Raw genomic sequence first — 25,282 nt, 5'->3', positions numbered from 1 at the left:
ATGTTGCAGATGCGTAATAGGCTGGGCTTTCGGATGGCAGCCCACGGAGCCCAGGTGACCAAGCGCATATTGTTCCAGATCCACTGGTTCCTGGGGATCACCGCCGGCCTGGTGCTGGCGCTGATGGGCGTGACCGGCGCGACCATGAGCTTCGAGGACGAGATCAGCGAGGCGCTGTCGCCGCGCCTCTATGCGCCCGGCGTGCCTTCCAAACCCGACCTGTCGCCCGACCAGTTGATCGCCAGGGTGCAGGCCGACAATCCGGGCTATTATATCGCGCGGCTGGACTGGGAAATGGCGCGCGACCGGTCGCACAGCGTGCGCCTGTCGTCGAGCGAAGGGCGCGGCCGCAAGCAGGGGCAGGTCGATCGGGCCACCGGCGCCTGGCTGGGCGCACCGGCGGGCGAAGGCTTTTTCCATCTGATGGACGATCTGCATCGCTGGCTGGCGCTGCCGGGTGGCGGCAATGGCATCGGTCGGCAGATCACCGCGTTCAGCGCGATTGCGCTGATCTTCTTCGCTCTGTCCGGCCTCTATCTGCGCTGGCCGCGGCAGGCGCTGGACTGGCGCGCCTGGCTGGTGCTGGACCTGCGCAAGACCGGGCGCAACCTGTGGCGCGCGTTGCATGTCGTGATCGGCACCTGGGTGCTGCTCTTCTATCTGCTGAGCGCGCTCACCGGCTTGTGGTGGAGCTATGACTGGTATCGGCAGGGGGTGATATACAGCCTGACCGGCAAGGCGCCGGGCGAGGAAGGGCGGCGGTCGGAAAAGCGCGACGGGATCGCGCCGCGACCGCCGATCGATCCGGCCTGGACCGCCTTCCGTCGCGCCACCGGCAATGACTATATCTGGGTGCGCATCACCCAGCCGGCGCCGTCGCAGCCGATGAAGACGATCAGCTTCGACGCCCGGCCCGACGGCGCGCGCCATCTGCGCCAGACCGACAAATATAGCTATGATCCGACCAGCTATGCGCTGGAGAAGCGCGACCTCTATGATCGCCGGCCGCTGGGCGTGATCATCACCCAGAGCGTCTATGAACTGCACCGCGGCGCCTTTTTCGGGCTGCCCGGCCGGATCATCATGATGCTGACCAGCCTCACCATGCCGCTGTTCACGGTGACCGGCTTCCTGCTCTATCTCTCGCGGCGCAAGCGCAAGCAGGCGGCGCGGGCGCTGGCCGGCGATGTTGTGGCGGTTGCCGGCGGCGACATGGACGGCGGCGACTTGCTGATCGCCTATGCCAGTCAGACCGGGACCGCCGAAATCCGTGCGCGCAATGCGGCGCAGGCGCTGGCCCATGGCGGGGTGCGGGCACAGGTGGTGCCGGTCGGCCGGCTGACCCGCGATATGCTGGCGGGGGCGCAACGCATCCTGTTCGTCGTTTCGACCTATGGCGAGGGCGAGCCGCCGGACATGGCGCGCGGCTTTGCCAGCCGGTTGCTGCGTGGCGGGGCGATTGATCTTGGCCATCTCCATTATGGCGTGCTGGCGATCGGCGACCGGGAATATCCCGATTTCTGCGCCTTCGGCATCGCGGTCGACGGCTGGATGGCGGGGGCAGGCGCGCAGCCGCTCTTCCCGCTGATCGCCATGGGGCATGAAGATGAAGCGACAGAGCTGGCCTGGCATGATGCGCTGCATGATCTGGGCGCGGGCGAGGGTGATCGGGGGCAGATGGTGATCCCGTTCACGCCGTGGCGACTGGTGGCGCGCCATGCGCTCAATCCCGACAGCCCGGCGCTGACCGCCTATCATCTGCAGTTCGAGCCGGTGGGGACGGACGTGCCCGAATGGCAGGCAGGTGATATCGTGGAACTGCACCCTTGCAACGCGCCCGAGGCGGTCGAGGCGCTGCTGGCTAGCCAGGCGCCCGAGGGCGATCTGATCGCGGTGCCGGCGGCGTTGCGGGCGGAACTGGCACGCGCGATGCTGCCCGACGCCGGAACCCCGCTCACCATGGCAGAAGCGCGGGCGCTGCGCCCGCTGCCGGCGCGCGAATATTCGGCGGCGTCGATCATGGCCGATGGCGTGCTGGACCTGGTGGTGCGGCAGGTGCGCGATGATGACGGGCGGCTGGGCATCGGTTCGGGCTGGCTGACCGCGCATATGGCGCCGGGCGAGACGACGATGATGCGGGTGCGGCCCAATCCGGGCTTCCGCACCGATCCGGCGGCGCGCGGCGCGATGATCCTGATCGGCAATGGCACCGGCATTGCCGGGCTGCGCGCCCATCTGCGCGCCGTCGCGCATGACGGGATGGGCGGCCACTGGCTGCTGTTCGGCGAGCGCAGCCGGGCGCATGAGCGTTATTTCGATGCGGAACTGTCGGCCTGGCTGGCGGACGGCACGCTGGCACGGCTGGACCGCAGCTTTTCGCGCGATGCGGATTGCGGCCGCTATGTCCAGCATCTGCTGGCGGACGCCGGCGCGGAATTGCGCGAACGGATCGGCCAAGGGGCGACCATCCTGGTCTGCGGCAGCCTGGAAGGCATGGCGCAGAGCGTCCATGAGGCGCTGATTGCGATCCTGGGCGAGGTGACGCTCAACGATCTGGCCGAGGTCGGCCGCTACAAGCGCGACGTCTATTAAGGGCGGATTGGCGAAGTCTGGGCGGTTTGGAAGCAAGTTGAGGCGCACCTTGCTTCCGCCCCTCCCTTTCAAAGAGGGGCTATGCCTCGTTCGCTCCCCTGACGCCGTCCGCTGGGCCGATCGGTGCCCGACGGTCCCGTTAGCGGTCGGTCCGCATCTGGGCGGAAAAGCTGCCCGGCAAGAAGCGACCAGAAGCTGTAATTCCTCCCCTGAACGGGGAGGTGGCAGCGCGAAGCGCTGACGGAGGGGCAGGAGCCTATTAGTGCTGCGCTATTGGGCCTGTGCCCCTCCACCACTCGCTGCGCGAGTGGTCCCCCTCCCCGTACCGGGGAGGAATGCCGCAATCCACCCAACTCCGCCCTCTGGGGCGCCACCTCGCCTGAGGTCGGCCTCAGTCGGCCAGCATGGCCGCGAGGGTGGGGGTCATATATTCCTGGCCGCCGGTTTCGGTGCGCAGGATGAGGCGGGCGGCGAGGTTGTGGCGGGTGGCGAGGGTCATGCCGCGATCGGCGCCCAGCACGGTGATCGCGGTCGCCCAGGCGTCGGCCAGCATGGCGGAGGCGTGGAGCACGGTGACGGCAGCCACGCCCTCCGCAATGGGCGTGCCGGTCGCAGGATCGATGCTGTGCGACAGGCGGCGATCACCCTCCATCCGGTAGCGGCGATAATCGCCCGAACTGGCCATGGAAAGGCCGCAGAGTGCGACCCGCAGCGTTGGGAGGTCGAGGCCCGGCGGCACTTCGGCATCGACCCACCAGGGCTGGATATCGGGCTTCACCCCTTCGCCGCGCAATTCGCCGCCAATTTCCACCAGGAAGTTGGGGAGGCCGAGGCTGCGCAGGCAGGCCGCGACCGCGTCGACGGCATAGCCCTTGGCAATGCCGGAAAAATCGAGCGCGACGTCGGCGGTGCGCCGGGCGCGGTCGCCATTGAGTTCGATGCAGGTCCAGGGCGCGACCGAAGCGGTGGCGCTGCCGCCGGCGAGCGCCGGGCCGAAGCCCCAGCGCGCGACGATGCCGCCGATCGCCGGGTCGAAGGCGCCGTTCGACAGACGAGCCATGGACAGGCCCGCGCGCAGCACGCCCATCATCGCGGGCGGCAGGCGGGTCCATTGGCCGATCGGGCTGCGGTTGAAGCGGCTGATGTCGGAGCCGGCTTCCCAATTGCTCATCTCGCCGATGACGGCGGCCAGCACGGCCTCGACATGGGTCTGGCAGTCGGCGGGTGGGTCGACGATGCGGGCCGACCATGTGGTGCCCATGGTCGGTCCGCCCAAAGTGACGATAGCGCCCTGACGCTGGCGCCCGGCAAATTGCTCGGGCGACAGGTCGGGCGCTATCGCGATCCGGACGGGATTGCCGGCGGGCCGGGTCAGGGCGCCAGCACTTCCAGCGTGGTGATGTAGGAGGCGCGCTTCTGCGGCGGGCCGGCCGGCGGCGCGGGCGGTGCGCCCTCCGGCTTGCCGCCCTGCGCGCCCGGACCACCGGGGCCACCAGGACCGCCGGGGCCACCTTCGCGGCCGCCGCCGGTGCTGGCGTTCAGCCAGTACATGCCGGGGGCGCCCCATTTGACGGCCAGCTTGCCATCCTTGTCGGTGACGAGGTCCATCTGGCCCAGCGCATCGCGATAGCGGATGCCGCCGGGAATGACGGTGACCTTGAGGTCGGCGGCGGGCTTGCCGTCGAGCAGGAACTGGAAGGTCGCGGTCTCGCCCGACACCAGGTCATTGGGATGGGTCACCGGGACCAGTTCGATGCCGGTGCCGGTCGGCTTGAAGATGGTGGTGGTCGGCGCGCCCAAGGTCACGAAGATCTCGTTGCGGTTGCTCGCCTCGGCGGTCTGGACATTGGTGGCGCCGGCGGGGATCGCCTGGGCCAGATTGGCCTTGGTGGTGCCGCGCGGCAGGCGCTCCTGCTTGCCGTTGAGGGTGTAGCTGCCCATCACCATGGTCGAGACATTGGCGATGCGATAGGTGCCGGGCTTGGTCAGATGCACGTCGAAGGTCGAACGATATTTGCCGGTGGCGGCATTTTCGATCTTGCCGGTGGTGCCATCCGGCTCGGTCACGGCGATGCCGTCGGTGCGCATCGGGAAATGTTCGAAATAGAAGAGGTCGTTGGAGACCGCCGCGTCGACCGTCACCCAGCTGTCGGTGCCGGACAGGGTGGTGGAGGAGGGCAGCATCCACTGGCGGTGCGCCTGGGCCGCGCCGGAGAGCATCAGGGCGGCAAGCGCGCCCGCGATCAGATATTTGGCTTTCATGGTCTTTGTCCCCTGTTACTTGCCGAAGCTGACGCTGACGGCGCCGAGTTCGCTGCTGCCCTGTGCCTTGGCGGCGACGCCGGGCTTGGCCGGCCAGGTGAAGGGCAGGCGGACCAGTTCGCGGCCGCCGACTTCACGGGCGGCTTCCACCACCAGCGTATATTTGCCCGGCCCCAGGGCGCCGAGCGGCCCCTTGCCGGCGGTGAAGGCGATCTTCTGGTCGCCCGGCGCGCGGGTCGCGCCCGATACGCCATCGGCCGGGAAGCTCATCGTGCGGCCCGACACGCGCCACCACTGGCGGATGTCGCGCAGCCATTTGGTGCCTTCGCCCTTGGCCTTGTCGACATCATACCAGACCGCGAGCGTGCGGGGGGCGGCGCCCTCCTTCTCCAGCCAGATGGCAACATAGGGGCGGTGATATTCGGCGACCGACAGGCGCGGGATATTGACCGTGACGGTCATGGTCTGCGCGGCGGCCGGCGCGGCCAGCGCACCGGTGGCGCCGAGCGCGGCACCGCCGGACAGGATGAGCTTGGGACTGATCTGCATGGAAAGATGGACCCCCGTTAGTGGATGAAGAGGATGGCGAGCAGCGCCGGCAGCGCAAGCCCGATCGCGACCAGCGGCCAGGTGCTCGGCCGCTTGGCGGCGTGCAACTGGAGCAGCAGCAGGCCGGTCAGCGCGAACAGGAAGCAGGCGATGGCGAAGATATCGATGAACCATTTCCACACGGTGCCGGCATTGCGGCCCTTATGCAGGTCGTTGAGATAGCTGACCCAGCCACGGCTGGTCGCTTCGCTGGTGACCTTGCCGTCATGCCGGTCGATCGACACCCAGCCATCGCCGCCGGGACGCGGCAGGGCGAGATAGACTTCGTCCGCCGACCATTCCGCCTCGCCCGCGCCGCTCTGGCCGATTTCCTTTTCGACCCATTGGGCGATCGGGGCGGGCAGGGGCTTCTTGGCATCGGGCGCGTCATCGGCCGCGACCAGCTTCAACAGCGGGGCGGGCAGGGTGGCGCTCTTCTCGACGGTCCGGGGCGAACCCTCGACATCGGCGGCGTGGTTGAGGGTGATGCCGGTGAAGGCGAAGAGCAGCAGGCCGATCAGGCTGATCGCCGAACTCACCCAATGCCAAGTATGCAGCTGCTTCAGCCAGAATGCCTTGGCGCTCTTCTTTTTCTTGGGCTGGGCGCGGGCGGGAGCGTGCATCGAGAGAACGGCGAGTCCTGTGGGAAATGAGGTGGCCCGAATAACGCGAACGACTCGCAATTGCAAACCGCTCGCAACAGGAAAAATGTATCAAAATGTAAGCGTTCGGGAACCAAAGCGCCGCACGCGCGTCTCCGCCTGCCGCCTCCTGCTTGACCCCCATACTTGACGGGTGCGGCACGCCCCCCTAGCGAAATCAGCTTGGACAGCGATGTCGCGGGGATGCGATGTCTGTTTATCGGCCCTTATCCAGGCCGTTGCTGGCCGTTGGGCCCGTCGTCCAGACGGGGCCGTGACAAGGGACGATTTATGCTGCTTTCGGTTGCCGCCACTGGAATGATGCTGATGGCGGGACAGGGGGAGGTCGTGGACAGCGGCGCTCCGATGGTGCCGGCTGCGGCCGTGGCACCTGCGCCGGCGGGAACGCCCCAGACTGGTCCTGCCGATCCGCTCCAGCCCGCACCGGCGCCGGCACAGGCGCCGTCACCCGACAGTCCCTATCCGCCGCCGGTCGTGCTGCCGACGCTGAGCCCGATTGCGGAGCAGCCCAAGGAAGAGGTTCCGGTCGATCCCAATGCGATCGTCGTGACCGGCGATACCGGGCTGCGCAAGCGCGATCCCTTCGCCGCGATCAACGAACAGTCTTTCGAAGCGGTCCAGGCCGTCGACAAGGCGCTGATCGAGCCGGTGGCCAAGGCCTATAACAAGGGCCTGCCGCGCCCGGTGCGCAAGGGGCTGCGCAACTTCTTCTCGAACCTGGGCGAGCCGGTCGTGTTCGCGGCCTATATGCTGCAGTTCAAGCCGGGCAAGGCGTTCGAGACGGCGGGGCGTTTCGCGATCAACACGACGCTGGGCTTTGTCGGCCTGTTCGACGTTGCCAAGCGCAAGCCGTTCAACCTGCCCTATCGCCCCAATGGCCTCGCGAACACGCTGGGCTTCTATGGCGTGGGGCCGGGGCCGTACATGTATCTGCCGCTGGTCGGCCCGACGACGCTGCGCGACATTATCGGCGACACGGTCGACAAGATGATCCTGCCCTTCGCGGTGGGCAAGCCCTTCACCCAGCCCACGGTCGTCATCCCGATGGCGGTGCTGGACCAGCTGGGCGAGCGCGCGGCGTTCGACGAGCGCATCCAGGCGATCCGTTCCGACGACAATCCCTATGGCAGCTATCGCGACCTCTATCTCAACCAGCGCAAGGCGGAGATCGAGGCGCTGCACGGTCGCTACACGCCGGGCGTGACGCCGGTCTATGGTCCGGGGCTGCGCGTGCCGGGTAAGGACAAGCCGGCAGCCGATGCGCCGGAGGCTGCGGCCCCGGTTGCTGCGGAGTCGGCACCGGCGCCTGCTGCTGCGCCGGCACCCGAACCGGCCCCCGCACCGGCGCCCAAGCCGCTGATGGTTCAGCCGCTGCCCGCCGACCCGCGCTGATCGCAGCAAAGGCACAGAAAAGAAAAAGGCGCCCGATCACTGGATCGGGCGCCTTTTTCTTTTTTTTTGGGGGGGGGCGGTTGAAACCCCTTCCCGGTGACGGGAAGGGGCGATGGCCTCAGCGGCCGAGCAGACCGCGGGCCTGACCGGCGATTTCCGCCAGCATTGCGACATTGGGCGATGCCGCTGCCTTGGCGCGCTGCACCAGGGCACGGAACTGCTGGATGCGCGCACCGCGCTCGATCAGCCATTTCTCGACATGGTCGGACACATCCTTGCCCTTGCCCTGGGCCAGGAAGTCGAGCCGCACCTGCTGCATGTCGCGCGCGACGCCGGAGATGAGCAGCCGCTCCCACGGATCGGTCGGTTCCATGCGGGCGGCGGCCGACTGGACCCAGTCGATGCCGACAGCCTCGCCCAGATGGGTGAAGGCGCGGGTCAGCGCGATCTCGTCCATCTTCAGGCGACCGGCGAGCGCGGCGATGCCGACCGCGCCATCCAGCTTGAACAGGCCGGCGGTGCGCACTGCCAGCGTATCGGGCGCACCGAGCGAGAGCAGGCGATCGGTAACGGCAGTGACACGGCGCAGGGCTTCGCTGGTGAGCAGGTCGTCGACCTGGTTGGCGAGCGTTTCGACGCCCTTGGCCAGGATCGCATGGCCGGCGTCCGGCAGGGTGCCGGCGGGCACGCTGCGCAGGATATCGGCGATCTGCGCGCGCATGCCGCTGGCAATGTCGCCGAACAGGGCCAGGCGGGCGGCTTCCGACATGTCGGCCGCGTCGATATCCGCCCACAGGGTGCGGATGTCGTAGAGCCGCTCGGCGATCAGGAAGGCGCTGGCGAGATCGGCGAGCGAGCAGCCCTCTTCTTCCGCCAGTTCGAACGGATGGATGATGCCAAGGCGGTTGACGATGCGGTTCGCAACCTTGGTGGCGATGATCTCCTTCTTGAGCGCATGGGCCGCGATCGCGTCGGCTTCCTTCTCCTGCATCGCGGCAGGGAAGGCGGCGGCCAGTTCCGCGCCCATGCTGGGATCGGTGGCAAGGTCGCCATGTTCGATCGCGTCCTGCAGCGCCAGCTTGGCGGTGGAGAGCAGCACGGCGAGTTCGGGGCGGGTGAGGCCCTGGCCATCCTGGCCACGCCGCAGCAGCTGCTCATTGGCGGCCAGCCCCTCGACCTGGCGGTCTAGACGGCCGGTTTCCTCGAACGTCTCGATCAGCCGGACATAGGAGGCAAGGTCCGCCGCGCCGCCGCTTTCGGCGATCGACAGGCCGAGCGCCTGAAGCCGGTTATCCTCCAGCACGATCGCGCCGACCGCGTCGGTCATGCTTTCCAGCAGGGCATTGCGCTTGTCGAAGGGCAGGCGGCCTTCCGCCATTTCCTTGTTCAGCGCGATCTTGATGTTGACCTCATTATCCGAGCAGTCGACGCCGGCACTATTGTCGATGAAGTCGGTGTTGATCCGCCCGCCATGCAGCGAGAAGGCGATGCGGCCGGCCTGTGTGGTGCCAAGGTTCGCGCCTTCGCCCACCACCTTGACGCGCAGCTGTTCGGCATTGACGCGCAGCCGGTCATTGGCCGGGTCGCCGACATCGCCATGGCTCTGCGCGGCGGCCTTCACATAGGTGCCGATGCCGCCGAACCACAGCAAGTCGTTGGGGCTCTTGAGGATGGCGGAGATGAGCGCGGTCGGCTCCATCTCGCTTTCGGTCACGCCCAGGATTTCCTGCACCTGCGGGGTGAGCGGGATCTTCTTGAGGCTGCGGGCGAACACGCCGCCGCCCTCGGAGATCAGGCCTTTGTCATAATCCTCCCAGCTGGAGCGGGGGAGGGCGAACATGCGGTTGCGCTCTTCCCAGCTCTTGGCCGGATCGGGATTGGGGTCGAGGAAGATGTGGCGATGGTCGAAGGCGGCGACCAGCTTGATCGCCTTGCTGAGCAGCATGCCGTTGCCGAACACGTCGCCCGACATGTCGCCGCAGCCCACGACCTTGACCGGCTCGCTCTGCACATCGACGCCCATTTCGGCGAAGTGACGCTGGACGCTGATCCAGGCGCCCTTGGCGGTGATGCCCATCGCCTTGTGGTCATAGCCGTTGGAGCCGCCGCTGGCGAAGGCGTCGCCCAGCCAGAAGTCCCGCTCCAGCGCGATCGCATTGGCGACGTCGCTGAAGGTCGCGGTGCCCTTGTCTGCGGCGACCACGAAATAGGGATCGTCGCCATCGCGCACCACCACCTGGGCGGGGTGCTTCACCTTGTTCTTCACGATATTGTCGGTGATCGACAACAGGGTGCGGATAAAGATGCGATAGCTTTCCGTGCCTTCGGCGAACCAGGCATCACGGTCGACCTGCGGATTGGGCAGTTGCTTGGGGTAGAAGCCGCCCTTCGCGCCGGTCGGCACGATGACAGCGTTCTTGACACGTTGCGCCTTCATCAGGCCCAGGATTTCGGTGCGGAAATCGTCGCGACGGTCGGACCAGCGCAGGCCGCCACGGGCGACCGGGCCGGCGCGCAGATGGATGCCCTCGACGCGCGGGCTGTAGACCCAGATTTCCCGCCAGGGCAGCGGCGCCGGCAGGCCGGGGACGAGGGCGCTGTCGATCTTGAACGCCAGCGCCTCGGCCGCAGCCGGGGCATAGAAGTTGGTGCGCAGCGTCGCGGTGATGACGGCCCGGATCAGGCGCAGCACGCGATCCTCGTCGATCGAGCTGACCTGTTCCAGGCCCGCGTCGATCTCCGCCTGGATGGCGGTCGCCTTGTCGCTGCCGTCCTGCGCGGCGGGATCGTGCAGCGCTTCGAACAGGGCGACAAGATTGCGGGCGACGCCCTGTTCACGGCGCAGCGTGTCGGCGAAGGTCGCCATGCCAAAGGCGGTGCCGGTCTGGCGCAGATAGCGGAACAGCGCGCGGAACAGCACCACCGCGCGCGGCGCGAAGCCGGCGGTGACGATCAGTTCGTTGAACCTGTCATTTTCGGCGACGCCTTCGATCACCTGGGCGATCGCCTCGGTCACGACTTCGGCGCGGTCGATCACCGCCTGGGCGTCACCGCCGGCCGGCAGTTCCAGCACGAAGCGCTGGACATGGCCGAGCGCGCCGCCGTCGATCGCCGTGGTCATCTCGTCGATCACGCGGAAACCGAAATTCTCGAAGGCGGGGACGACTTCGGACAGGGCGATCGCGTCATGGCTGTAGAGCTTGAGGCGCAGCCGTTCGGCGCTGTCTTCCGGATTGCGATAGATGCGGATCGACTTGTCGCCCGGACCCGACAGGCCGTGGATCAGGCGGATATCGACCGCCGCCTCGACCGGGCCGGCGCCGTTGCGATAGGCCATCGGGAAGCCGGGGGCGAAGCGCTGGGCCAGCGCCGCGGCGCGGCCGGCTTCCTCGCTTTCGGCCAGCGCTTCCTCGACGGCGGGCAGCCAGCCGCGCACCATCTGCTTGAGCTGACGATCGAGCGCGGCATCATCGGGCACGACACCGCCGTCGCGCAGGTCGAGGGTGATGCGCAGCAGCGCCAAACCGCCTTCCTCCAGCGCGATCGACCAGCTCAATACCGGGCCATTCGCTGCCTTGGCCAGCATGTCCTGGATCGCGACGCGGCGCGCGGTCGACAGTTCGTCGCGCGGCAGCCAGACAAAGGCATAGAGGTGACGGGCGAGCGCGCTGGTGGCGAGCACCAGCTTGGGGCGCGGCCGGTCGGTCAGCGACATGAAGGTGAGCGCCAGATGCTCCAGCGTGTCCCGCTCGAAGCCGATCAATATGTCGTGCGGCAGGGTGGTGAGCGCATGGGCCAGCGTCTTGCCGGCATGGCCGGCCGGGTCGAAACCATATTTGTCCATCAGCGCCGACAGCGCCGAGCGCAGCAGCGGCACCTTTTCCGGCGAGGCGGCAAGCGCCGCGCTGGTCCACATGCCGGCGTGGATCGACAGGCCGGTGACGCTCTTGCCCTCGCGCACCGGCAGGATGATGAGGTCCAGCAGCACGCCGCGATGCACGCGCGAGAGGATGTTGGACTTGATGATGAGCGGGCTGCGCTTGCCTTCCTCGAACCAGGTGAAGGCGGCCTCGCGCGAGGCCGGCGCGATCATCGGCTTGTCACGCAGCGCGCAGATGCCCAGCCGCTCTTCCGAGGTGCCGACCCGGCTGCACAGTTCATGGCCGATCTGGGTGAAATGGCCCGCGAGGAACCAGCGCAGCAGCGCAGCGCCTTCATCGTCGGTGACGGCATTGGCGTCGGCCGACATGGCTTCCTGCATGCGCGGCCAGTCGCGCACGGCGACGCGAACGTCGGCCAGCGTGTCTTCCAGCGCCTTTTCGAGCGCGCGGCGGGCCTTTGCGTCGGCCCGGTCGGCCTCGATATAGATCATCGATTCCCGCAATGCGCCGGGCGCATCATCGTCCAGGATCGCGGACAGGGTGCCATCGGCGCCGCGCGATATCGACAGGACGGGGTGAAGCAGCCGGTGGATGCTGATGTCGGCCGCCGCGAGCGTGGTGGCGATCGAATCGACCAGGAAGGGCATGTCGTCGTTGATCAGCGCGATCCGCATGAAGCGGCCGGTGGCGCCTTCGCCCAGCGTCTCGATCGCGATGCCGGGCTGGCCGGCCTTGCGCGCATTGGCGGTGCGACCCAGGAAGGCCGCAGCGGCGGCGATGGCCGCCTGATCAAATCCCTCGCTCTCGCCGGGCAGGGCGCCCTTTGCCAGGACGCCTTCCAGCGCCGCGCGAACAGTTGAATCGACTTCCTTGATATTGGGATCAGCCAGCGCCGTCATTCGCCTACCTCTTAGCCGCGGGGAAATGTCCCGCCGTTGCCGAAACGGAGGAGGCGCTGGAACACCGCCAGACGACTCCTTGTCCTAGGGGCCTCTATATGCCCCTCTCACCGAATCGTCTCAAGTATTGGTCGAAATAAAATTTCGCGCGCGTGAAATATTATGATGCAGCGCAGCATGGTCGGGCCGCCCGTTACTGGCGGATATCGATGTCCTGAAGGCATGGCCCGAAGAGCAGGCATGCCCCTATGCACTTGGAAAGCCGCGATGTCACCCCAGGATGGCGCGTTTGCGGCACGGCTGGGGGTGAGGGCCGGCGCCGAGGCAAGATCTTAGTCGGCGGCGGCCAGGATCACGCGCTGGCCCAGGTCCGATCCTTCCGGCAGCGCGCCGACGATCGCCAGCGTGCCATCCGCCTCGCGCCGGGCGACGACGACGGCCAGACCATCATTGTCGGTGGCGACGGCCAGCGGATCGAGCGCGGTGGCGCATTTCATCGTGTCGCGGGCGGTCTGGCGCTTGTCGGGGCGGGCGGGCATGTCCGCGCGGCGCGCGGCGCGCTCGTCGCGGACCAGGGCTTTGAGGCCGCCATCATAGGAGGCCAGATAGGCGGCGAAGCTGCCGACCGACAGGCTGGCGGTCGCGGCATGATCCAGCGCGGTCGCATATTCGGTGATGCGCGTCTTGTCGTAGGTGGCGCCGAAGACCAGCTTGATGACGGCGGTCATCGGGCTGCGCGCCTGCGCCTTGATGCCATAATCTTCCAGCAGTTCGGCATATTCCTCGGCCGATCGGCGGGTCACCAGCGCGAAATCATAGGCAAGGCCGATCGCGCGATAGAGGGCGGCATGGCTGCGCGCCTCGCTGGTGCGGGCCTTTTCCGCGCCTTCGCGGGCGAGTGCCAGCCAGTCGGCGAGCGGCGCATCCTCGGTCGGCATCTCCATGCCGGCCAGGTCCAGCACGTCGTCATCCTCGTCCGCGCCCGGTCCATCGGCCCAGATCGGCGCATCGCTGCGCGCCGGGGGATTGTGCAGCAAATTGGTGTCGACCTCACGCTCGATCGCGACCGACAAAGCGTGGCTGGCCATTTCCTTCCAGTTGATCACGCCGAACACGAAGTCGATCGAATCGCCCTGCGCGGAAAAGGGCATCAGGATGCCGCGATAGAGAATCTCGCGGCCGCGCTGGTTGATGAACTCCGCCTCGAATCCGATCGGGGCGGCATTGGCGATGATCTGGAGATAATGATCGGTCAGGCGCGACAGCAGCGAACGGGCCGGAACATCGGCGATATGGCCGATCGGCCCCTCGATCTCGCATTCCTCGCGCAGCGCCGTGCCCAGATAGACGATCGCGGGATTCTCGATGCCGGCGGTGAAATCGAGCAGCACGCTATAGGGACCGAAATCGTCCATCTGATCGGGCGAGAGATCCTCGATCAGGGGTAGGGCGCGATCGCCCAGCAGCGACGCCCAATGATTATAGGCGCGCACCTGCATGCGCCGTTCCTCATATCCCACGGCGAGCGGACGGTCGATCGCGGCATCACCGGGATATTCGAAATCGTCCTGGTCGTTGGCGACGTCATGCCCCCGCAGAATGTCCATCCGGTCGGTCCTTGGAACAGAGAATAAGCGACTTTGCGCAAGGCTGTGCCACAGGGATGGTAAACATGCCGTAAATTCGCGCGCAAAAGCGGATGGATGGCGCGCAATATCGGTCGATTGTGCTGCGGCGGCAGGGGCGGGGGCAAGAAAGTGCATTTGGGCGCTTGTCCAATCGCCCGACCGCTGTTATCTGCCCGCGCCAGTGCCGCTTTAGCTCAGTTGGTAGAGCATCGCATTCGTAATGCGAGGGTCACGTGTTCGAGTCACGTAAGCGGCACCAGGCCTGCCCTGTTCGAGGGGGCTTAAACCTCGAAAACCCACGGAAAACATGGTATAATCGGGCATCGGCTTTCCACCGGGGTCCCCTTCTGTTCGCCTGCATCCGGGCAATTTGGGGGCCTCGAATTGGGGGCCTCACCGACATTTTTGAGTCGAGGCCCCCAAATGCTAACCGTGGTCCAGATAAGGTCCTTAAAACCAAAGGAAAAACCCTACAAAGTGGCCGATGCTAGGGGGCTCTATCTTCTGGTCAATCCAAACGGCTCGTTACTTTGGCGGGTCAAATTCCGCTTTCACGGCATCGAGAAGAAAATGGCGCTTGGTCGCTATCCTGATCTGAGCCTCACGTCCGCGCGCGAATAGAGGCTGTTGATGTGCAGGCCCGAAATGCTCTCGATCAGATCGGCCATATTGCTGGTGTTGCGGCGCTGGATCGCCTTGGCGCCAAGGTCGACCTGTTCGTCCTTGTCCCGCTGGCCGGTGACGGTGATCGTCTCGCGTTCCCTGGCTGGCGAAGCTTCCTGCGCTAGGACCGACATCGGCGCTAGCGCTGTCGTACCGAGCAGCAGCGCCGCCATTGTGGCCGGCCGCCTGGCGCCTCCGAATGAAAACCGACTTCCCCTGATCGGCGGGCAGCGCATTTCGTAATCTCCTTGCAATTCAATAACCCCCGGGCCTCCTGCCAACTGACGCCGACCCGTCGCTCGGCGAGGGCAGCAGCGTTGGAGGAATGCGCCGCAAAGGCCTCGACACGAACCGTCAAGGCGCCCCATATGCTAATGATTATCAACTGCAAATCTGCCCGAGACGGATTTGTTTATGCCCGTATCGGATCCGCAAGGAGCACCCGCCCCCATGTCTGCCCCCCTCAATTCCAGCCCTTTCTCGCGCATCATCGAAACGCCGATCTCGGCGCTCATCGGTGATGGCGGCATGGGCGCGGGAGCTGGCGGAAACGGCTCCTTTTCGCGCGTGGAGCTCCAGCCGGGCATAGATCTCATGGTATGGGAAGGCGATCTGGCCAAACCCATCAGCTTCGACGTCCACGACGACTGGCACCGCATCAATTTCTCCTGTGCGATCGCGGGTAAATCGCAATTCTCGACATCGGATCAGCAACGCGACCAGAGCTATCTGCTGGAGGCCGGGATGAGCTGCATCAGCCACACGCCAGACTGTCGGGGACAGACCAGCTATGTTGGCAGGTTGGAGAGTCTGTTCGTATCCGTGGACCCGATGCTCATGGACGATCTGGTTCCCGACCTGCCCAAAAGCTTGCGGCATCAACTGGATTCCGGGCGATGCTATCTTCAAGGTCAGGCGGCGGCCGAACTGAACGCGACGGCCCAGGCGATGGTACGCGCACTGCAGCGGACGCGGATGCGCGGTGACCGGCTCAGTCTTTTCATGGGGTGTGAAGCATCCCTCCGACATCTCGGAGCAGGTGCCATCGCTCAAACTGACCGAAATCTATGATATTGCGCGCCAATGCGGATTGCCATCATATCTGGTTGCCTCCGCTTATCGGCTGCTGACGTTCGGGCGGCCGATATACAGTTGTGCAGCATTCCGCATGTGAAGGATCGATATTCCGCGCCCCCTGACAGCGTCGATTTTTCTCCCCGACCCGGAATGTAATGGCAGCTATCGCATTTTCGAAATCCGGAACCTGCCATTCTCCTTACGGCCAGTCTTGGCCATCCAGAATGGGAAAGGAGACGGTCCGCACTTGGGGACGCAAAATCGACGGCTAGATGGCGACAAAGGGTCGGCTGAAGAACGGGCTCGATGATCGGTTGCCGGGCGTTATCAACCTTGTCCACCTTGCGCAGAGCGGAGTGTTGCTCATAAGTGCGATTGATTCGCAATTGTATGTAGGCATGTGAGCAAGCGTAGGGCATCTTCAAGGCGTTCCGGATCGAAAGGCAGCGTATATTCGCGCCGTTCTTTCGCGAGATATGCGCCTGCCGGTCTTACGCTGGGGCTCCATATTCTGTTCGCACTGGGGCTAACCTGTGCATTTGGGATCGTGTTCCCTGATCCTGTTAAACAAAGCCGCGAGATTGGTCACGCCACCGGGGTTGCCCACGCCATACATGAAGCCCGACAGGCCGTTCATGATCTCGATCCGCTCGATCTCCTCCATGGCGAGGCCTGTGGATGCCGAGGACAGACGCAAGCCATCCATTACACCAGCATCGGAATGGAACCCGCGGATCGCCGCGAACGGAACGCCGTTATGCGTGGTCGGCGCCGAAGCCTGTACCACCGGGTTCATCTTGAAAATCTGGTCCATGTCGCCCGCGACTACCGTTTGGATCAGATCCTTGGACGTAACGCTGATCGAATAGGGCGTATCGAGCACCGCCTTCGCGCCCCAGGGGCCAGTGGCGGCTTCGGCATCGTTCTGCGCCCGTTGTGCATTGACGATGATGGTCGAACTGGCGCGACCTGTCGATTGCTCGTCCCCCTCGCTTTCGTCATCGCCACTCGCAGTTGCTACGGTATAAGCAGCGTTGACGTAAATCGGGTCGAGCGCCATCACGCCACGCTGCGCTCGCTCGATGGTGACGGTGCGAGCATCGACGAAACGCCAAGACAGGCCCGTGCCGCGCAGCAAGGCGGTCAGCGCCTCGCCAGGCGACATGCGGCCGCTGACATCTTGGCTGGTTAAGCCCTCGGCCAACGTCGCCTGATAGGAAATCTGCATCCCGCTTGCCTCGGCAAACTGATTTAGCGCCGATGTCAGCCCGCCTCCAGGGATGGTGTAGGTACTGTTCATGCTCGCAGATGGCACAACCTGCGCCAAAGCCCCTACCGGTGTGAACGCTAGGGCCGAGGCCAACAGGCCGGAACGGATGGAGACGAGAAAGGACATGTGGATATTCCCCCGGAACTGCTTGAAGTCGAAAATTTGAGATCGACTTTCATTAGCGTTGACGGGATTGGCTCCGGATTGGGTATGTCGCAGACGAAATATTTATCGGCTCAACAGAATGGAGCGATCGGTCAGGCGGATTTGGCGTAGTTCCAGCGTCCGGCTGAGCGCATCAAGCGCCTGGTCGGGATGGGTCAGGTCATAGACACCGCTGACACGGATGTTGCCTGTATCGCGACCGAGCGCGGTGAAATTCGGCGTCTTCCACTCGAAGATGGTTCGGTCGCAACGATCGACAGTGGTAGCGACCTGCGGGTTGCCCTCGACGAGGAAAGCCGACGCGTCACGCTGGCAAAAGGTCAGGCCTGGTTTCAGGTTGCAAAGGACCGACGGCGTCCCTTCATCGTCGATGCCGGTATTGCGCAGGCAAGGGCGATCGGCACGGCCTTTTCCGTCAGTCGGACCGAAAATGGCGTGCAGATTGCCGTGACCGAGGGGGTCGTTGCAGCCTGGGCCCGTAACGGGGCAGGGGCCATGACCATCCTCAAGGCCGGAGATTTTGCGACCTTCGAGCGCGGTGCGCTGGTTCCCGCCACTGGCAATTCACCGCAGGCGATAGAAAGGTCGCTCGCCTGGCGAGCGGGTGAAATCGCGCTCGAAGGGGACACATTGTCTGACGCCATTGCCCGGTTCAACCGCTACAACAAGCAGCAATTGGTGCTGTCCGACCCGAGCCTGGCCAATGAGAAGCTGGTCGGCCTGTTCCGGATCGATAATCCGGCAGGTTTTGCGCGGACCCTGGCCATTTCCCTCGATATTTCGGTAAGTACGACGGCCGAGGAAATTCGCCTTTCGCGAAAAAAGATCGCAGGCAGCTGACGGAAAACCGACCCGCCCGTCTCTTGATGATCGAGAGCGCACCAGAAAACAGGGCGCCAGACAGGGGAGGATGTATGAGAGCTTCGCGCGCCCATTTTCTGTTGGCCTCAGCCAGCCTGGCGTGGACCATGGCTTCGCCAGCGGAGGCGGTGGCCCAGGTCCGGCGATTCGATATCCCCGCGCAACCGGCGCGCACCGGCATCCCGCTCTTTGCCAGACAGGCGGGTATCGAAATATTGGTGTCGGCACCCACAGCTGAAGGCGTTACCATTTCCGGTGTCAAAGGGGCGATGGATGTGTCGCAGGCGCTTCAGCGCCTGCTTGTAGGCACGGATCTCGTCATGGTCAGGGTCGGCAGCGCCATCGTTCTCAAGCGAGGCAAGGCGAGGCCGACCCCGGCAGCCGCTTTCACCATGACGCCGGCCGGCGAGTCCAATCCACAGGAGCATGAAACGGCGGGCGCAGCACCAGATGATATTGTCTCTTCCGACAACCAGGCGGCGCAGGACATCATCGTTACCGGCATTCGCGGCTCGCTGCAGCAGTCGATCAATGTGAAGCGCCGCGCCAGCAACATCGTCGATGTCATCACGGCGCAGGATATCGGCAAGCTGCCTGACCAGAATGTCGCCGAATCCATGAGCCGCATCACCGGCGTCCAGATCACCCGGCGCGAAGGCGACGGCTCCAACTTCACCGTTCGCGGCATTTCCCAGAACCGTCTGGAAATCAACGGCCGCACCTTCCTGGGGCCGGGTGCAGGGGGCAGTGCGTCGCTTGAATCGATCAGTCCGGAAATCATCGGCAGCATCGTCGTCTCGAAGTCTCCCACCGCCGACATGCCCGAAGGGGCGCTCGGCGCCACCGTGAACCTCAAGACCAAACGTCCGCTCGACCTTGACGACCTTGTCATCAGCGGGCGGCTGCAGGGGGCCTATACCGACCAGGCCGATCATCTTGGCTACCGAGGCTCAGCCCTCATCTCGAAGAATTTTGACGACCGCTTCGGCGTCCTTGCCAGCATCGCCTATTCCAATAGCCATACCCAGGGACAGTCGTTCGATTCCGGCGGCTGGACCCGTACCGATGCCATCGACGGCGATGGTGATGGCGTCGATGATCCCGGCCTGTTCCGGCCGAATCGTTTCATGGCGCGCATCTATGATCGGCGGGAGCAACGCCTGACGCTCAACAGTTCGCTGCAGTTTCGTCCTGCCGACAATTGGGAGATCATTCTCGACGGCACCTATTCCCGGCTGAAACGGGAACGCAACAGCGCCAATTACCAGATTCTCTTCAACAATAATGATGTCGACGCCGTTGCTGACGAACATGGCACGGTCGTCAGCGGCACCTTCACCGGCGTGACGCTGCGGCCGCTCATCTATGACGAGCCGACCGAGTTCCGATCCACCAATCTTGGTTTCTCGACCAAATATGATGGTGATGTCGTGAAGATGTCGGCGGACGCTTCCTACAGCAAGGGGAAGGGCACGGATGGTGGCCCTGGCGCATCCTTCACCTATGTGGTGGTCCCGCGTGCCGGCAATGTCACCAATGCGAGCTATGATTTCTCGGCGGGTGGCCCGGTGCCCAACCTCTCGCTCGACACCAATTTCGACCGTAACGATCCGGCGCAATATCAGCTGGCATCGATCTTCGATGGCGACAATATCACCAACAACAGTGGCTATGACGGCCGTGTCGATTTCGACATCCGCACTGACTGGGGTTTACTCAGTTCGATCCAGGTTGGCTCGCGCTACGAGAAGATCAAATTTTATTCGGAATCGCCACAAAGCGTCCCCTCCGCGGCAAGCCTGCTGGCCGTTGGTGACAAGAATGGCGATGGCATCATCACTGTCGATGAGATGCCGGGGCTCAATTATGACAATAGCATGAGCAGCTTCTTCCCTGGAGCCTCGGGCGATTTTCCACGCGACTTGCTGACCGGGACTGTGGACAAGGATGTTGCACGCGATGCATTTGGCCTGCCGATCCCTCGTGCCGACACGATCCCCCTTGGCCGCGTATCGATCCGCGACGTGGATCAGGACACGCTTGCCTTCTATGTCCGGGCCAATTTCAAGAGCGAGGTCGGATCGATGCCGATTACCGGCAATGCGGGGGTGCGCTATATCAGCATCGAGCGCATATCCTCGGGCTATCTGTCGGACACACAGGCAACCGCGTCGAAATCGCGCTTCGACTATTGGTTGCCGAGCGCCAACCTCTCGCTCGAGCTGTCGCCCAGCCTCATGTTCCGCGGTGCCGCTGCCAAGGTGGTCGCGCGTCCCAGCCTCAACGATGTCGGAGTGAGCTTCATTCCATTCATCGTTGCCCGCACGGGGGCGCGCGGCAATCCCGCCCTGCGGCCGTTCCAGGCAACGCAATATGATGCCACACTGGAATGGTATTTTGCGCCGTCCAGTGCGCTGACGCTTGCCGGCTTCTACAAGGACGTCAGTTCCTTCACCATCAACACGACCCAGCCCGAATTCGTGCCCGGCCTGTCGACGGGACCCGACGACCTGTTCCAGATCACTCAGCCGGTCAATGGTAAGTCGGGTACCATCAAGGGATTTGAACTGGCCTATCAGCACGCGCTGCGTTTTCTGCCGGCGCCCTTCGACAATCTCGGCATCCAGGCGAATTATACCTTCGTCGACAGCAAGACGCCGCTCGTCGACGAGGCGACCCAACGCGGCCTGCCATTGCCGGGCCTGTCGAAGCATAGCTATAATCTCATCGGCTATTATGAGGACGAGCTGCTGTCCTTCCGGGTCGCCTATATCCGCCGCAGCAAATATCTGCAGGGGCAGGGCAGCGCCGCATCGGGCGGCAGCTCCTATATGCAGGCTAGGGGGCAACTCGACGCTTCGGCCCAGATCAACCTCACCAAGACCGTCCGCCTGACGGCGGAGGCCATCAATCTTACCCGCTCCGTCGAACGGCAATATCTCCAGGATCCGGCGCGCCTGCTCAGTTCGCTGCGAGAGGACCGCCGTTTCTTCTTCGGCGTGGCGGCGACTTTCTGATGGCTGGCAGGATCAAGGCGCTTCGCCCCATGCTCGCCGCGGCCCTTCTGCTGGCCGGTGCGGCTGACGCCAGCACGGTTGCACAAGCGCCGGCGGATATCGTGATATATGGCTGCACCTCGGCCGGCGTCATTGCGGCGGTCGAGGCACGGCGGCTGGGCCGGTCGGTACTTCTCGTCTGTCGCGACGCCTATGTCGGCGGCATGACGACCAATGGCCTGGGCTGGTCCGACACCGGCAATCATCGCGCCATTGGTGGTCTCTCGCTCGAATTTTATCGGCGGGTGAAGCGTCATTATGATGATCCGGCTGCCTGGACCTTTGCCAGGCGTCCGACGAGCGCCGAGAATTTCGTCAATGACGATGCGATGTGGCAGTTCGAGCCCAAGGTGGCTGAGGAGATTTACGAGGCCTGGCTGAAGGAGGCCGGTGTTACTGTCGTTCGATCCCAGCCGATCGATCGGCGGGATGGCGCCGTGGAGGTGAAAGCCGGTCGGGTTGTCGCCTTCCGTTCCGGGACCGGTCGTCGTTTTGCAGGACGTGTCTTCATTGATGCCAGCTATGAAGGCGATTTGATGGCGGGGGCAGGGGTGGGCTTTGCGGTCGGGCGCGAAGCAAATGCCACCTATGGCGAGACGCTGAACGGCGTCCAGATGGCCAACACGACCAACCATCAATTCACCCTGGACATCGATCCCTATGTCGTCCCGGGCAAGCCCGGCAGCGGCCTGCTGCCGCGGGTAACTGCAGATCCGATCGCGCCGGACGGCACGGGCGACCATCGCATACAGGCCTATACATTCCGCATGTGCCTGACCGACGTGCCAGCCAACCGCACGCCTTTTCCCAAGCCGCGCCATTATGATCCGCGCCAATATGCGTTGCTCAAACGCTATATGGATGCCGGCTATCGGGATTTTTTCCGCAAATTCGATCGCATCCCCAACGGCAAGACCGACACCAACAATTTCGGTGCCTTTTCCTTCGATGATATTGGCATGAATTACCGCTATCCCGAGGGGACCGACACCGAACGTGCTGCCATCATCCAGGAGCATGTGGACTATCAGCAGGGACTGCTGTGGTTCATGGCAAACGATCCCGGCGTACCGGCCGAGACGCGCACTGAAATGTCGCGCTGGGGTCTGTGCAAGGATGAATTCACCGGTAATGGCAACTGGCCGCGGGAAGTTTATGTGCGCGAAGCGCGGCGAATGGTTTCGGATTTTGTCATGGCCGAACCGCATCTGCGTGGCACGAAGGCGACGCCCCGGCCGGTCGGCATGGGATCATATAATATGGACTCGCACAATGTCCGGCGGATCGTCGATGCACGAGGCTTTGCGCGCAACGAAGGGAATATCGAGGTCAGCCCGGAACGCGCCTATCCGATCAGCTATGATGCGATCATCCCGAAGCGCCAGGAGGCGACCAATCTTCTCGTCCCGGTCGCCTTGTCGGCATCGCACATTGCCTATGGCTCGATCCGTATGGAGCCCGTCTTCATGATCCTGGGGCAATCCGCCGCCGCCGCGGCATCCATCGCGATCCGGGAGAGCAGGAGCGTGCAGGACATCGATTATGGGATGCTCAAACAGCTTCTCCTGTCTGAGGAACAGATATTGGAGCTGGATTAAGACATGGGATCGTTCGGTCGAGACCGGAGGTCGACGTTGAGAAAAAAAAACGGAATTGACCTCGGTTTTACAACGCCGAATGGCCGCATCTGGGGATCGGAAATTACTAGCCCGACGGCAAGGAAGGAACGACTGAAAGCAACGGGGGCGATTCATTCGCATCGGTCGCATTTTGTCTAACGCACTCCCGACCATGGTTGGTGCGTTCGCGACCAAGGGCTAACCTGTGGGAGCCGATCGTTGGACTGGCCGATCCTCCGGCTTGGCGTCAGCCATCGTTACTGATCGTCATGCCCGTAAGCGCTTGCAGCGCCGTGAGCAGGCGATCTCCATGATCGGCGCTGGCCGCGGGAAATGCCGGCTCTTCGCGCTGCATGGCATGCCAATAGCCGCCGCTGGTCTGCGCCGCCTCGTCATCGCTCGCGGCGAGCCAGCTCTGTGTCGCCTGGCCGGTGGCGATGTCGACTGGCGCGGAAGTGCCGCCCATGCGTGTGCGCACCCAGCCTGGATCGACGGCATTGCTCATCACGTCAGGCCAGCAGCGTGCTAGCGCCATGGCAAGCGCGATGATCTGAAGCTTGCTATCGGCATAGGCCTGATCCGGCTGCCAGCGGCGCCGCGTCCAGTCGATATCGTCCAGATCGGCATTGCCGCCCCGATGCAGCCCGCTACTCATGTAGACAAGGCGACCGGGCCGTTCGATGCAAGCGGTCAGGACATAGGGCGCCAGCAGATTGACCGCGGTCATGACGCTGTGGCCTTCCGCCGTCCGACCGTTGCCGCTCGCGCCATATAGCCCGGCATTGTGGATCACTGCGTCCATGCGACCGATTGCATTCACCGCATCGGCCAGATCTCGCGTTTCCGACAGCAGGCTGAGATCGCCGGTCACTATTGCCAAAGCTTGCGGCACTTGCGCTGCCAGCGCCGCAGTGCGTTCGTCATTTCGGGCATGGAGAACGACATCATGTCCGGCGGCAAGCAACGACTGCGCGGCGGCCAAGCCAAGACCGGTAGAACTGCCGGTGATAAAAATTCTCGCCATATCGACTCCTTGCTCGGCGCATTGCCAGCGCCCGGAAGGCCGAAACGCATCGAGTCTATTTGCTCTGCCAGCTATCGCGTTCGGCGAAGATCCTCTGCATTTCCACCATATTCTCGGTGCCCCAGCTGCATAGCGGTTCGAGCGCCTGAGCGAGGCTCTGGCCGAGGGGCGTCAGCGTATAGTCGACGCGCGGCGGCACTTCCTTGTAATCGGTGCGCAGCAGAATCCCATCTGCCTCCAGTTCCTTCAACTGCTGGATCAGCACCTTGTCGCTTACGTCACGGATCGCGCGTTTGAGCGCGCCGTAGCGATTGGGGCCCTGGAGCAGGAAATAGAGGATCAATGGCTTCCATTTGCCGGCAATGACCTTGAGCGTTGCGTCGAGGCCACAAGTGAAATTGGGAGCGACGGTTCCGGCCGAACAGCCCCCTCCGGGCATTGGAGGGTCAGGCAGGGATTTAGGTTCTTCGGACATTTTCGATACTTACCAAAAGGTGCATACTTGTCGATAGGTAGGTGTGCCTCCAGCTACCTGCAATCATAGATTTGGAGGCACTTATGAACAGACTGGAAGGCAAGACCGCCATCATAACAGGCGGCGGTACGGGCATTGGCCTGGCATCGGCTAGGCGTTTCATCGCGGAGGGCGCGTTCGTCTATATTTTCGGGCGTCGACAGGAAAAACTCGATGCTGCCCTAAGCGAACTTGGGGCAACCGCCCGCGCAGTGGCGGGTTCGGTTGCCGATCCTGCCGATCTCGATCGCTTGTTCGAGACGGTGAAGGCAGAGCGCGGATCCATAGACATCCTCTTTGCCAATGCAGGAACCGGCGCGCTGGTGCCGCTGACGGACATCACCGCTGACCATTATGCCGAAACCTTCGATGTCAATGTGAAGGGCACGATCCTCACCGTGCAGAAGGGGGTGAAACTTATGGGTACGGGCGGTGCGATCATTCTGACCGGGTCCACCACTGGCGTGATGGGAACACCGGCCTTCAGCATCTACAGCGCATCCAAGGCCGCCGTACGCAATCTTGCTCGCAGTTGGGCGCAGGATCTGCGTGGCACGGGGATCCGGGTGAATGTGCTTTCACCCGGGCCAACGCTGACCGAACTGGCAGCCGAGGTCGTCGGCAAGGAGGCAATGATCGAGATGGGAGCGACCACACCGATCGGTCATGTCGGTGATCCGTCTGAAGTGGCAGCCGCTGCTGCCTTCCTGGCCTCATCCGACAGCAGCTTCATGACCGGAAGCGAACTGTTTACCGATGGCGGGCTGGCGCAAATCTAAGCCAACACCGTTCTTGTTTCGCGCCGGCTTGCTTTAGGGCAAGCTGGCGTCGGGTAGCTGAAAAAGGCGGATGATGCGCAGACTGCCAGTCCATCTGATTCATGGGCGATGGCGCATGCTGTTCAGGGTTTCCTCTTGGACTTAACGGGGGAGATCCACCCCAAATGCGATAAAGGAAAGACTGGAGTCTGGTTCGATAAAACGTCCGATAAATGGCCGCAGCAGGTCGAAGTTGGACTCGAACTTGTGACCGAAGCCCGAAAAATTTCTTGGGGGCATCGATGGGGGCATCACGACTGTGGATGGCAGATATTTTCCACAATAGCATCATCTTAGCCGGATTATATGAT

18 protein-coding genes and 1 tRNA gene are annotated in these 25,282 nt (G+C 63.9%); 9 read left to right on the top strand and 10 right to left on the bottom strand.

All coding sequences use genetic code 11. The features are described 5' to 3' along the window. Positions 1 to 33 precede the first annotated feature (33 nt). Positions 34 to 2,592 (top strand): PepSY domain-containing protein, encoded by a 2,559-nt coding sequence (locus tag BRX37_RS07595; RefSeq protein ID WP_125986107.1) that lies wholly within the window; start codon positions 34 to 36, stop codon positions 2,590 to 2,592. 391 nt (positions 2,593 to 2,983) lie between these two features. Here the strand turns inward: BRX37_RS07595 and BRX37_RS07590 are convergent, their stop codons facing one another. The 4 genes from BRX37_RS07590 to BRX37_RS07575 all read right to left on the bottom strand — a co-directional run bounded on the left by BRX37_RS07590 (position 2,984) and on the right by BRX37_RS07575 (position 6,065). Continuing rightward, on the bottom strand, positions 2,984 to 3,853 hold the full coding sequence (locus BRX37_RS07590) for an FAD:protein FMN transferase (protein WP_125986106.1): 870 nt from the start codon (positions 3,851 to 3,853) through the stop codon (positions 2,984 to 2,986). A 110-nt stretch (positions 3,854 to 3,963) separates the two neighbouring features. Then, positions 3,964 to 4,854, bottom strand: a complete 891-nt coding sequence (locus BRX37_RS07585; RefSeq protein WP_125986105.1) for a DUF4198 domain-containing protein — start codon at positions 4,852 to 4,854, stop codon at positions 3,964 to 3,966. Positions 4,855 to 4,869: 15 nt separating this feature from the next. After that, positions 4,870 to 5,403, bottom strand: coding sequence for a DUF2271 domain-containing protein (locus BRX37_RS07580; protein ID WP_069336671.1), 534 nt, complete (start codon positions 5,401 to 5,403; stop codon positions 4,870 to 4,872). Between the two features lie 17 nt (positions 5,404 to 5,420). Then, positions 5,421 to 6,065 (bottom strand): PepSY-associated TM helix domain-containing protein, encoded by a 645-nt coding sequence (locus BRX37_RS07575; protein ID WP_125986104.1) that lies wholly within the window; start codon positions 6,063 to 6,065, stop codon positions 5,421 to 5,423. Between the two features lie 309 nt (positions 6,066 to 6,374). On the opposite strand from BRX37_RS07575, the gene BRX37_RS07570 reads away from it, so the two are divergent. Continuing rightward, positions 6,375 to 7,496, top strand: coding sequence for an MlaA family lipoprotein (locus BRX37_RS07570; protein WP_125986103.1), 1,122 nt, complete (start codon positions 6,375 to 6,377; stop codon positions 7,494 to 7,496). Positions 7,497 to 7,614: 118 nt separating this feature from the next. Here BRX37_RS07570 and BRX37_RS07565 read toward each other — a convergent pair whose 3' ends face one another. Continuing rightward, a complete protein-coding gene (locus BRX37_RS07565; RefSeq protein ID WP_125986102.1) occupies positions 7,615 to 12,276 on the bottom strand; it encodes an NAD-glutamate dehydrogenase in 4,662 nt (1,553 codons plus the stop codon). A 332-nt stretch (positions 12,277 to 12,608) separates the two neighbouring features. After that, on the bottom strand, positions 12,609 to 13,883 hold the full coding sequence (locus BRX37_RS07560; RefSeq protein WP_125986101.1) for a PAS domain-containing protein: 1,275 nt from the start codon (positions 13,881 to 13,883) through the stop codon (positions 12,609 to 12,611). A 204-nt stretch (positions 13,884 to 14,087) separates the two neighbouring features. On the opposite strand from BRX37_RS07560, the gene BRX37_RS07555 reads away from it, so the two are divergent. Continuing rightward, positions 14,088 to 14,163 (top strand) — tRNA-Thr (locus tag BRX37_RS07555). Between the two features lie 164 nt (positions 14,164 to 14,327). After that, positions 14,328 to 14,525, top strand: coding sequence for an Arm DNA-binding domain-containing protein (locus BRX37_RS07550; protein WP_318276634.1), 198 nt, complete (start codon positions 14,328 to 14,330; stop codon positions 14,523 to 14,525). On the opposite strand, the gene BRX37_RS07545 is transcribed toward BRX37_RS07550, so the two are convergent. Then, a complete protein-coding gene (locus tag BRX37_RS07545) occupies positions 14,489 to 14,740 on the bottom strand; it encodes a hypothetical protein (RefSeq protein ID WP_125986100.1) in 252 nt (83 codons plus the stop codon). The genes BRX37_RS07550 and BRX37_RS07545 overlap by 37 nt on opposite strands. A 277-nt stretch (positions 14,741 to 15,017) precedes the next feature. Here BRX37_RS07545 and BRX37_RS07540 point away from each other — a divergent pair, with 277 nt between their 5' ends. Beyond that, positions 15,018 to 15,638: a hypothetical protein gene (locus tag BRX37_RS07540; protein WP_125986099.1), complete on the top strand. Its 621-nt coding sequence runs from the start codon at positions 15,018 to 15,020 to the stop codon at positions 15,636 to 15,638. Positions 15,639 to 16,170: 532 nt separating this feature from the next. On the opposite strand, the gene BRX37_RS07535 is transcribed toward BRX37_RS07540, so the two are convergent. After that, positions 16,171 to 17,040: a TonB-dependent receptor gene (locus BRX37_RS07535; protein WP_125986098.1), complete on the bottom strand. Its 870-nt coding sequence runs from the start codon at positions 17,038 to 17,040 to the stop codon at positions 16,171 to 16,173. A 189-nt stretch (positions 17,041 to 17,229) separates the two neighbouring features. Between BRX37_RS07535 and BRX37_RS07530 the strand changes: the two genes are divergently transcribed. The 3 genes from BRX37_RS07530 to BRX37_RS07520 all read left to right on the top strand — a co-directional run bounded on the left by BRX37_RS07530 (position 17,230) and on the right by BRX37_RS07520 (position 22,594). Continuing rightward, positions 17,230 to 17,919: a FecR family protein gene (locus BRX37_RS07530; RefSeq protein ID WP_125986097.1), complete on the top strand. Its 690-nt coding sequence runs from the start codon at positions 17,230 to 17,232 to the stop codon at positions 17,917 to 17,919. 128 nt (positions 17,920 to 18,047) lie between these two features. Next, positions 18,048 to 20,957, top strand: a complete 2,910-nt coding sequence (locus BRX37_RS07525; protein ID WP_318276633.1) for a TonB-dependent receptor — start codon at positions 18,048 to 18,050, stop codon at positions 20,955 to 20,957. Between the two features lie 29 nt (positions 20,958 to 20,986). After that, positions 20,987 to 22,594: an FAD-dependent oxidoreductase gene (locus BRX37_RS07520; RefSeq protein WP_125986095.1), complete on the top strand. Its 1,608-nt coding sequence runs from the start codon at positions 20,987 to 20,989 to the stop codon at positions 22,592 to 22,594. 268 nt (positions 22,595 to 22,862) lie between these two features. Here the strand turns inward: BRX37_RS07520 and BRX37_RS07515 are convergent, their stop codons facing one another. Then, a complete protein-coding gene (locus BRX37_RS07515; RefSeq protein WP_125986094.1) occupies positions 22,863 to 23,639 on the bottom strand; it encodes an SDR family NAD(P)-dependent oxidoreductase in 777 nt (258 codons plus the stop codon). 55 nt (positions 23,640 to 23,694) lie between these two features. Further along, entirely contained in the window at positions 23,695 to 24,078 is a 384-nt protein-coding gene (locus BRX37_RS07510; protein ID WP_037513361.1) for a winged helix-turn-helix transcriptional regulator, read from the bottom strand. A 119-nt stretch (positions 24,079 to 24,197) separates the two neighbouring features. On the opposite strand from BRX37_RS07510, the gene BRX37_RS07505 reads away from it, so the two are divergent. Further along, the gene (locus tag BRX37_RS07505; RefSeq protein ID WP_125986093.1) at positions 24,198 to 24,932 is read left to right on the top strand and encodes an SDR family NAD(P)-dependent oxidoreductase; all 735 of its coding nucleotides are present in this window, start codon (positions 24,198 to 24,200) and stop codon (positions 24,930 to 24,932) included. The last annotated feature ends 350 nt before the right edge of the window (positions 24,933 to 25,282 follow it).

The organism is Sphingomonas sp. S-NIH.Pt3_0716 (assembly GCF_003950715.1).
Taxonomy (GTDB): Bacteria; Pseudomonadota; Alphaproteobacteria; order Sphingomonadales; family Sphingomonadaceae; genus Sphingobium; species Sphingobium yanoikuyae_A.
The sequence above is the reverse complement of the archived record's forward strand: the minus strand, read 5'-3'. Positions and strand labels throughout refer to the sequence as shown.

What these genes read in the sequence shown, in the direction of transcription:
- BRX37_RS07595 (WP_125986107.1), top strand. Translation starts at nt 34, where the DNA reads ATGGCAGCCCACGGAGCCCAGGTGACCAAGCGCATATTGTTCCAGATC.
- BRX37_RS07590 (WP_125986106.1), bottom strand. Translation starts at nt 3,853, where the DNA reads ATGGGCACCACATGGTCGGCCCGCATCGTCGACCCACCCGCCGACTGC.
- BRX37_RS07585 (WP_125986105.1), bottom strand. Translation starts at nt 4,854, where the DNA reads ATGAAAGCCAAATATCTGATCGCGGGCGCGCTTGCCGCCCTGATGCTC.
- BRX37_RS07580 (WP_069336671.1), bottom strand. Translation starts at nt 5,403, where the DNA reads ATGCAGATCAGTCCCAAGCTCATCCTGTCCGGCGGTGCCGCGCTCGGC.
- BRX37_RS07575 (WP_125986104.1), bottom strand. Translation starts at nt 6,065, where the DNA reads ATGCACGCTCCCGCCCGCGCCCAGCCCAAGAAAAAGAAGAGCGCCAAG.
- BRX37_RS07570 (WP_125986103.1), top strand. Translation starts at nt 6,375, where the DNA reads ATGCTGCTTTCGGTTGCCGCCACTGGAATGATGCTGATGGCGGGACAG.
- BRX37_RS07565 (WP_125986102.1), bottom strand. Translation starts at nt 12,276, where the DNA reads ATGACGGCGCTGGCTGATCCCAATATCAAGGAAGTCGATTCAACTGTT.
- BRX37_RS07560 (WP_125986101.1), bottom strand. Translation starts at nt 13,883, where the DNA reads ATGGACATTCTGCGGGGGCATGACGTCGCCAACGACCAGGACGATTTC.
- BRX37_RS07550 (WP_318276634.1), top strand. Translation starts at nt 14,328, where the DNA reads ATGCTAACCGTGGTCCAGATAAGGTCCTTAAAACCAAAGGAAAAACCC.
- BRX37_RS07545 (WP_125986100.1), bottom strand. Translation starts at nt 14,740, where the DNA reads ATGGCGGCGCTGCTGCTCGGTACGACAGCGCTAGCGCCGATGTCGGTC.
- BRX37_RS07540 (WP_125986099.1), top strand. Translation starts at nt 15,018, where the DNA reads ATGTCTGCCCCCCTCAATTCCAGCCCTTTCTCGCGCATCATCGAAACG.
- BRX37_RS07535 (WP_125986098.1), bottom strand. Translation starts at nt 17,040, where the DNA reads ATGTCCTTTCTCGTCTCCATCCGTTCCGGCCTGTTGGCCTCGGCCCTA.
- BRX37_RS07530 (WP_125986097.1), top strand. Translation starts at nt 17,230, where the DNA reads ATGGGTCAGGTCATAGACACCGCTGACACGGATGTTGCCTGTATCGCG.
- BRX37_RS07525 (WP_318276633.1), top strand. Translation starts at nt 18,048, where the DNA reads ATGGCTTCGCCAGCGGAGGCGGTGGCCCAGGTCCGGCGATTCGATATC.
- BRX37_RS07520 (WP_125986095.1), top strand. Translation starts at nt 20,987, where the DNA reads ATGCTCGCCGCGGCCCTTCTGCTGGCCGGTGCGGCTGACGCCAGCACG.
- BRX37_RS07515 (WP_125986094.1), bottom strand. Translation starts at nt 23,639, where the DNA reads ATGGCGAGAATTTTTATCACCGGCAGTTCTACCGGTCTTGGCTTGGCC.
- BRX37_RS07510 (WP_037513361.1), bottom strand. Translation starts at nt 24,078, where the DNA reads ATGCCCGGAGGGGGCTGTTCGGCCGGAACCGTCGCTCCCAATTTCACT.
- BRX37_RS07505 (WP_125986093.1), top strand. Translation starts at nt 24,198, where the DNA reads ATGAACAGACTGGAAGGCAAGACCGCCATCATAACAGGCGGCGGTACG.